The 7964-nt window shown below is 64.8% G+C and carries 6 protein-coding genes; 4 read left to right on the top strand and 2 right to left on the bottom strand.

Features of this window, described 5'->3' with window-relative positions; translation table 11 throughout:
- A partial coding sequence (locus EX20_RS32690) for an ESPR-type extended signal peptide-containing protein (protein ID WP_269321579.1) occupies nt 1-1619 on the bottom strand: 1619 nt, incomplete at its 3' end.
- Nucleotides 1620-2576: 957 nt separating this feature from the next.
- Here EX20_RS32690 and EX20_RS32380 point away from each other — a divergent pair.
- From EX20_RS32380 to EX20_RS29775, 3 genes are all read left to right on the top strand, one after another.
- Nucleotides 2577-2849 (top strand): hypothetical protein, encoded by a 273-nt coding sequence (locus EX20_RS32380; RefSeq protein ID WP_139164723.1) that lies wholly within the window; start codon nt 2577-2579, stop codon nt 2847-2849.
- Between the two features lie 344 nt (nt 2850-3193).
- The gene (locus EX20_RS29780; RefSeq protein WP_034195627.1) at nt 3194-4267 is read left to right on the top strand and encodes a Dyp-type peroxidase; all 1074 of its coding nucleotides are present in this window, start codon (nt 3194-3196) and stop codon (nt 4265-4267) included.
- Complete coding sequence (locus EX20_RS29775) at nt 4260-5075, top strand: family 1 encapsulin nanocompartment shell protein (RefSeq protein WP_014725646.1); 816 nt, start codon at nt 4260-4262, stop codon at nt 5073-5075. Before EX20_RS29780 ends, EX20_RS29775 begins: the two co-directional genes overlap by 8 nt.
- A 214-nt stretch (nt 5076-5289) precedes the next feature.
- Here EX20_RS29775 and EX20_RS29770 read toward each other — a convergent pair whose 3' ends face one another.
- Nucleotides 5290-6711, bottom strand: a complete 1422-nt coding sequence (locus EX20_RS29770; protein ID WP_034195626.1) for a purine-cytosine permease family protein — start codon at nt 6709-6711, stop codon at nt 5290-5292.
- Nucleotides 6712-7026: 315 nt separating this feature from the next.
- Between EX20_RS29770 and EX20_RS29765 the strand changes: the two genes are divergently transcribed.
- Nucleotides 7027-7950, top strand: a complete 924-nt coding sequence (locus EX20_RS29765; RefSeq protein ID WP_034195632.1) for a LysR substrate-binding domain-containing protein — start codon at nt 7027-7029, stop codon at nt 7948-7950.
- The last annotated feature ends 14 nt before the right edge of the window (nt 7951-7964 follow it).

Here is a 7964-nt window from a genome sequence, read left to right as displayed (position 1 = left end):
GACGTCGAGGTCGACAGTGATGCGACCGAGCTATTGGTCGAGCTCAGACCCGTCGACAGCGAGCTCACGCCGGTCGACATCGAACTGACGGCCGTAGACATCGAACCCACGCTGGTCGACATCGACCCAACAGTGGTCGACATCGAGCTGACGCTGGTCGACATCGAACTCACGCTCGTAGACATCGAACCCACGCTAGTGGACAGCGATACCACGCCCGCATTGAGGACGGACGCGACGCTGAAGAGCTGGCTGCCGTTCACCGCATCCGTCGACGTCGCGCTCACTTGACCAGCCGCGACGTTCTGAATTTGTCGCTCGGCCCCCACGGAACCGACGGAAACGACGCCCGCGGTGGCAGGCGTCGTTCCGGCGAAGCCGCTGAACACGGTGCTGCCAATGGTGAACGACGTGGTATTGACGCCGGTGGTTGTCGTCGACCCGTTGCCCAACGCAACCGAATTCGCCACCGACGCGTTAGCCCCGGAACCCAACGCAATGCCCTTGGTGGCCACAGCGCCGACCAGTGCGCCGTCGCCGATCGCGATCGACCCGGCATTACCGGCCGTCGTCGTATTACCGATCGAAACGGAGCCCTGACCCGCCGCCACGGCCGTGTTGCCGAGCGCCACCGCACCGTTTGCCGTGCCGCCGGTGGCAGTCCCGTCCAAAGTCGCGATGCTGTTGAAGCCCATCGCGATCGCGCCCGTGCCATTGGCAATGCTCGGGTCGCCGATCGCCACGGCGCCAGCGCCCGAGGCCGTATTCCCCGCGCCGATCGACACCGCCGAGCCGATACCGGCCGCGCCTGCCGCCTTGGCGCCCGCGCCGATCGCTACGTCCGACGCCACGGCCGTATTCGCGTTCTTGCCGATCGCTACCGTATTGACGCCCGTGGCGGTCGCGCCCATCATCGCCAGCCCGTTGGTCGCGCCCGTCGCGACCGTCGAGCCGGCACCGATGCCGACGCCATTGTTGGCGTTGACGGCCGCACCCATCATGGCCAGGACGTTGGTCAACGTGCCGATACGCGCCGTCACGCCGCCGAACGTGTTGTTATTGCCGATCGAAACGACCCCGCCGTACACAAAAGTGTTCGCGTGGTTACCCGTATCGAGCGTCGGATCTCCGAGAATGACCGTGGAAAGGCCCCAGAGCGTCGGTGAGGACGGCCACTGCGGATTCAGGTAAGCAGTGAATAAGTTGTATGCAGTAGTGGTGTTGTTGTAGTAGCTCGAGAACACCACTGCGTCCGGCTGGGCATTATCGCCCGACCCCGTCGGATAAAGCGGCACGCCATCGCTGTTCACCAGCCACAACCAGGACTGATTGCTCCCACCGCTCCAAAACGTGGTTTGAATCGGCGCCTTGCTGGTATCGATCGCCGGCATCACGGTTTGAGCGTGGGCCGCAGGCGCGAACCCGAGCCCAAACGACAGAACCGACAAAGCGGAACTGACCGCGAGCGCAACGCGCGACAAGGCCGGTTCGTTGTCTGCACGTCCCACACCCGACCGAACCCGTGTTCCACCCGACGCTCCTCGGGCGGTGGCCAACTCCGATGCGACAACGAACATTGACTTCGCTTTGCACCAGATAACTTTAAATATCTTATTCATCTCGCCCACCTACTCGTAAGTACCCAATCCCGCGTCACGCTTGAGTCGGACAGCCGCCCGCCATCTCCGCGCCGCGCGGATAGACCGAACCAGCCGATCGCTCTCAATCCCTCAACGCCCCCGCGCTTCTAGTTGAAGTCGCCCCTTCATACCCATCGGCAATTGCCGACGCCATTCCAAATAAATCAATCTCAAATTCCGCTATTTAAATAAATCTGACAATGTTCATATCGCCTATCTGCGGAATTTCACCAAAGCCCAATCGAATCGATTCCTGATCCATTTCACCCGTTCCTCGGCATATAAATCGCTCTCCGTCATCGACCTTCTTTGACGCCTTCACGCCACGAGACAACAGTGGAGCGGGCGGTGACCACGACAGCCCCGCCGCCGGTATCCACGGTGGATACGACTACTGATCCGCAATCCGTACGACGAATTTCCGTTAGTAAACCTAAAAGTTGATCTTTCTTTTCAGGAACCCCATCCAGCCCCACCATCGCCCTACAGGCTCTTCACTCTCTGACAATTATTTTTTGTAACATTGCAACAATAGGTCGGCCATGTCCATCGCGTTATGTCAGGGATCCATAAGATTTGACACTGATTAACTATTTAGCCCAAAGCAGCGACGCAAAACGCCGTCATTCGTATGAGCATATTGATGGCAGACTAAGCTTCTTTATCTACCAATGCCGAGCCATCGACTTGCCCGGCCCAATTCCCCAACCATTAGGAAGCAATCCACCACTGCAGCGCCCCAGATAGCGCTTCATGTCATTTACGTCAGACGAATTCGTTCAGCAGCTCGGTGAGCCGTAGTTTCAAACGTATATAGGTATGAACAAATGAGATCGAGAACCGATGGGAGTTGACCGCCTACTTTGTTTTTTATGATCTTTTTCATCGCCGGGCTAACCACTTTGACGTTTGCGAGTAGCCTTCCTAAAAACTCTGGTGAACTGGTCGAAGTTCGGCAAGGTGCAGATTATTGGATTGCTGAAGGAAGTCGTTGCTGCACGAACGCAGCGCCGGAAGACGCCATGGGTCGTCATAAGAAGCGCGCTCGCCGGCTCGTCCGGCGTTCGACTCGTCAGTTCATCGATGCACCTCGGCAAAGTCGACCGCTACACCGCTTCTGCATGCGGCTGCGCGATTGCCGCCGTAAACAACATCACCCGCGTCATCCGCCATGCGATCGCAACGACGCGCGGCTCACGGCTCGGCTAGTGTGCAAGGCCACCGACTGGCGTGCTTTCCGCCGTATTGGGTCGGCCAGTGTGCGAGCAAGGTATTTAAGCCGTCGGGCGCCCCGCCTGCCGAAGCCGCCCGGCCCGAAGCACGCCGCCGATCGCGGCAACGGCTCCCGGCGGCTTCCGCATTTCCTGCTCATGTTCCAAAGATCAGTCGAAACTGCTAGATTGCAGGCTCGACGCTGGTACGCAGCGCGCGCCGCCCATGCGCGCACAACGTCCTTCATTCGCATGTCACACAGCCCAAAGAGAACCGTCGCATGACTCAGTCCAACCGTTCGTCTGCGTGTGCCGCGATCTGCGCGGCCCGCGCGTCCCGACATGATTGACCGCCAGCCCGCGATGCAGACCCGCTCCCCGCTCCCGCAGGCCGTCCACAGACCGATCACGCGCAGCGCCATCTTCATCGTGGCAACCTTGAACCCCGGCGCCGGCCATGCCGACACCGTCCGCGCGTGGTGCGGCGACGTCGCCGCGCTCGTGCGCTCGGTCGGCAAGCGCGTGCCGGAGGGCAAGCTGTCGTGCGTGTGCGGCTTCGGCGCCGCCGCGTGGGACACGCTGTTCGGCGAGCCGCGGCCCGCGTCGCTGCATCCGTTCCGCGAATTCGGCAGCGGCCAGCGCGTCGCGATCGCAACGCCGGGCGACATCCTGCTGCACATCCGCGCCGACACGATGGACCTGTGCTTCGAACTCGCGACGCAATTGCTCGGCGCGCTGGGCGACGCCGTCACCGTCGTCGACGAGGTGCACGGCTTTCGGAACTTCGACCAGCGCGCGATGATCGGCTTCGTCGACGGCACCGAGAACCCGGAAGGCCGCGAAGCGGTCGACTTCACGGTGATCGGCGACGAAGACGCCGACTTCGCCGGCGGCAGCTACGTGATCGTGCAGAAATACCTGCACGACATGGCCGGCTGGAACGCGCTGCCGGTCGAGACGCAGGAGCGCATCATCGGCCGTACCAAGCTGTCCGACATCGAGTTGCCGGAGAACGTGAAGCCGTCGTGCTCGCACAGCTCGCTGACCACGCTCGACGACAACGGCCAGGAAGTGAAGATCCTGCGCGACAACATGCCGTTCGGGCGGCCCGGTTACGGCGAATTCGGCACCTATTTCATCGGCTACGCGCGCTCGCCGGCGCCGATCGAGCAGATGCTGGAAAACATGTTCGTCGGCCGCCCGCCCGGTAACTACGACCGGCTGCTCGACTACAGCCGCGCGGTCACCGGCTCGCTGTTCTTCGTGCCGTCGGCCGACCTGCTGGAAGCGCTGGCCGACCGCGCCGCGCCGGCCGATGCCGGCGCCGTCGCGCCGCCCGTCCCCTCATCGCCCGAGCCGCGTCGTGACGGCTCGCTGAACATCGGATCGCTGAAAGGAGCCCCTATCCATGAATAACCTGCACCGCGAACTCGCGCCGGTCTCGGCATCCGCATGGCAGCAGATCGAGGAAGAAGTCGCACGCACGTTCAAGCGCTCGGTGGCCGGGCGCCGCGTGGTCGACGTCGAGGGGCCGGCCGGCCCCGCGCTGTCGGCCGTCGGCACCGGGCACCTGTGCGACGTCGCCGCCCCGCGCGAGCTGGTGAGCGCACGGCTGCGCGAAGTCCGCACGATCGTCGAACTGACGGTGCCGTTCGAGCTGAGCCGCGATGCGATCGACAGCGTCGAGCGCGGCGCGCGCGACGCCGACTGGCAGCCGGCCAAGGATGCCGCGCAACGGCTCGCCTTCGCGGAAGACGGCGCGATCTTCGACGGCTATGCCGCGGCCGGCATCGTCGGCATCCGCGAAGGCACGTCGAACCGCAAGCTCGCGCTGCCGGCCGACGTCAGCGCATATCCGGACGCAATCAGCGACGCGCTCGAGGCGCTGCGGCTCGCCGGCGTCGACGGCCCGTACTCGGTCGTGCTCGGCTCCGATGCCTACACGGCGCTGAGCGAAGCGCGCGACCAGGGCTATCCGGTGCTCGGCCACATCAAGCGCATCGTCAGCGGCGAGATCATCTGGGCGCCGGCGATCAGCGGCGGCTGCGTGCTCTCCACGCGCGGCGGCGACTATGAACTGCATCTCGGCGAAGACGTATCGATCGGCTATACGAGCCACACCGACAAGGTCGTGCGCCTGTATCTGCGCGAGACGCTCACGTTCCTGATGCTGACGAGCGAGGCGTCGGTGGCCGTCACGCCGCAGGGCAGCGCAGGCGTCTGACGCCGGCTCCGCGCGCGACGGCCTTACTCGGCGGCGCACGCATCGGCCGCGTCGCCGGGGTGGCCCGGCGGCGACGGCGGGCAGCCATGCGATCCGATCGCACGGCAACCACCCGCGGCGAAGCGCACGGCACGGCCGGTTCGCACCGGCCATGCCTCACCGCCTGCCACCACGGCGACCGCCGCTTCGCCCGACCCTCTCGACACTCACCGCGTTACCGCGCCGCCGACGACGGCAACTGCGCGCCCGTCTGCCGGCGCCGGTACGCGCTGTCGCGCGTCGCAAGCCAGTAGTACAGCGGCGAGGTCAGCAAGAGGCCGACCAGCCACGACAGATCCGCGCCGCCCAGATGCGCCGGAATCGGGCCCGCGTACATCGGCGTGTTCATGAACGGAATCTGCACGACGATCCCGATCGCATACGCGAGCAGCGCCTGCGGATTGAAGCGGCCGTACACGCCGCCATCGGCGGTGAAGATCGCGTCGATGTCGTACTTGCCCTTGTGGATCACGTAGAAGTCGATCAGGTTGATCGCCGTCCACGGCACCAGCACCACGAGCAGCGCGAGCACCAGATCGACGAGATTGCCGACGAAGTTCGTCGACGCGCCGATCGCCGCGTAGCAGCAGCCGACGAAGATCACGACCGACAGCACGGCGCGCGCCTTCGCGGTCGGAATCCAGCGGTACGCGAAGGTCTGCGCCGACGTGATGACCGCGAGCACCGCGCCGTACAGGTTCAGCGCGTTGTGGCTGATCACGCTCAACAGGAACAGCACCAGCATCAGCGGGCCGAGCGGGCCGGTCGCCTGCTTGACGGCGTCCATCGTGTCGACGCCGGCCGGCACCGCGAGCGCCGCGACCGCGCCGAAGATGAACGCGAGCGTCGAGCCGATCGTGCAGCCGAGATAGGTGGCCCAGAACGTCGACGCGACGCCGACGTCTTCCGGCAGATACCGCGAATAGTCCGACACGTACGGCGCGAACGCGATCTGCCACAGCGCCGACAGCGAGACCGTCGCGAGCCAGCCCGCGAAGTCGAAGCCGCCGCGCGTGAAGAAATCGGCGGTGCTCACGTGCGACAGGATCATCCAGAAGCCGACCAGGATGCCGATGCCGAGTACCCACGTGCCGATCCGGTTGAGGATGTGAATGAACCGGTAGCCGACGATCCCGATCAGCCCCGAGCCCACCGCGCCGATCACGATCCCGACGGGCACCGGCACCGATGACGCGATGCCGTGCACCGACTTGCCGGCCAGCACGATGTTCGATGCGAAGAAGCCGACGTACATCACCGCCGCGATCACCGTGACCAGCAGCGCGCCCCACGAGCCGAACTGCGCGCGGCTCTGGATCATCTGCGGAATGCCCATCTGCGGGCCTTGCGCCGAATGCAGCGCCATCAGCACGCCGCCCACCGCCTGCCCGACGACGATCGCGACGATCGCCCACATCAGGTTCAAATGAAACAGCTGCACGCCGAGCGCACCGGTCACGATCGGCAGCGGCGCGATGTTGCCGCCGAACCAGAGCGTGAACAGGTCGCGCACGTTGCCGTGGCGTTCCGCGGGCGGCACGTAGCCGATCGTGTGCTTCTCTATCATCGATGACGCGTTGCGATCCGCGGTCGTCATGGTCAAGTCTCCTGTCGTGCGCAGTAACGCGCGCCTGCCGTGTCGGCCGGCGCGCGAGCGTGCGCGCCGGCAATCGGGTCCGGATGCGCGGCGACGGCGCAGCACGTGCGCGCTTTTGTCGCGATCCGGATTGGAGACGATGGTGCGCCACGCGCGTCGCGACCCGAAAATACTAAAAATATTTCCGAGACATACGAAAAAGCTCTGCAGGGGAAATTTCGGCGCCGCGCGGGTTCGGGTAAGGTGCTACGCATCCAGCGGACAGCATGCGCTGCGCGGCGGCACGCGCCGCCGCGGCGCGTATCAGAGGTGCTCGTGGCTCACTACACTTTGCGGCAACTGAAATATTTCGTGACGACGGTGGAGTCCGGCAGCGTCGCCGAGGCGTCGCGCCAGCTGTTCATCGCGCAGCCGTCGATCTCCAGCGCGATCAAGGGGCTCGAGGAAAGTTTCGGCGTGAAGCTGTTCATCCGCCATCATGCGCAGGGCGTGTCGCTGACGCCGGGCGGCACGCGTTTCTACCGCAAGGCGCAGGAGCTGCTGCGCATCGCGCACGAGTTCGAACAGAACGCGCTGGCCGACAACGACGTCGTGACCGGCCAGATCGACATCGGCTGCTTCGAGACGGTCGCGCCGCTCTATCTGCCGCAGCTGATCGCCGGCTTTCGCGAGCGCTATCCGGGCGTGAACATCCGGCTGCGCGACGGCGAGCAGCACGAGCTCGTGCAGGGGCTCACCGCCGGCACGTTCGACCTCGCGTTCCTGTACGACCACGACCTCGACGGGACGATCGAGACCGAGCCGCTGATGCCCGCGCAGCAGCCGTACGTGCTGCTGCCGGAGAACCACCGGTTCGCGGAACAGACGCACGTGTCGCTGCGCGAGCTGAGCGTCGAGCCGATGATCCTGCTCGACGTGCTGCCGAGCCGCACCTATTTCGTCAGCCTGTTCCGCGAGCTCGGGCTCACGCCGAACATCGTGTTCGCGTCGCCGTCGATCGAGATGGTGCGCGGGATGGTCGGACAGGGCTTCGGTTTCTCATTGCTCGTCACGCGCCCGCATTCCGAATACACGTACGACGGCCGGCGCGTGGTGACGGTCGATCTCAGCGAAACGGTGAGCCCGTCGGGGCTCGTGAGCGCGCGGCTCAAGCGCGGTCAGCTCACCAAGCAGGCGCAGTCGTTCGTCGACTTCTGCCGCGAGCGGCTCGCGCAGATCGTCGAGCAGACGGGCCGGTAGAAACGTGCGGCCGC

The sequence above is a fragment of the Burkholderia sp. WP42 genome, from assembly GCF_000745665.1.
Classification (GTDB): domain Bacteria; phylum Pseudomonadota; class Gammaproteobacteria; order Burkholderiales; family Burkholderiaceae; genus Burkholderia; species Burkholderia vietnamiensis.
Note: the sequence above shows the minus strand (reverse complement) of the source record. Positions and strands in the feature narration are given on the sequence as shown.

Coding starts and splice junctions, on each gene's coding strand:
- EX20_RS29780 (WP_034195627.1), top strand. CDS start 3,194: ATGATTGACCGCCAGCCCGCGATGCAGACCCGCTCCCCGCTCCCGCAG.
- EX20_RS29775 (WP_014725646.1), top strand. CDS start 4,260: ATGAATAACCTGCACCGCGAACTCGCGCCGGTCTCGGCATCCGCATGG.
- EX20_RS29770 (WP_034195626.1), bottom strand. CDS start 6,711: ATGACGACCGCGGATCGCAACGCGTCATCGATGATAGAGAAGCACACG.